This window comes from Lentimicrobium sp. S6 (assembly GCF_013166635.1).
Classification (GTDB): Bacteria; Bacteroidota; Bacteroidia; order Bacteroidales; family UBA12170; genus UBA12170.
The window spans coordinates 1-369 of the sequence record NZ_JABKBZ010000301.1 but is presented as its reverse complement, the minus strand read 5'-3'; the positions used below and the strand labels follow the sequence as shown (position 1 = coordinate 369).

At 39.8% G+C, this 369-nt stretch carries 1 protein-coding gene; it reads right to left on the bottom strand.

Annotated elements, in window-relative coordinates; genetic code table 11:
• Positions 1–369: hypothetical protein (locus tag HNS40_RS22815; RefSeq protein ID WP_216664219.1), on the bottom strand; the 369-nt coding region annotated here is incomplete at both ends.

Here is a 369-nt window from a genome sequence, read left to right as displayed (position 1 = left end):
CACAGGTGATACTTGGGTCAATAACATCCTCTACTGTGACATCGGCAGTAATTGTTGATACATTATTACTGGCATCTGTTCCGGTTAAGGTAATCGTATTTACGCCTAAATCTGTACAAGCGAAGTCGGTTTGACTTGCTGTTAGTGTGAAATCACAGTTATCATAACTTCCATTATCAATATTGGCGGCTGTAATACTGGCTGCTCCTGAGGCATCTAATTGAATGGTTACATTCTGTGAAGCCATTACTGGGGCAATATTGTCTTCTACTGTTACTATAGACTCACATGTTGTGGTTAAACCTGCATCATCAGTTACTGTTAGCGTTACTGTGTTCACTCCTACATTTGTACAATCGAATGTGTTTG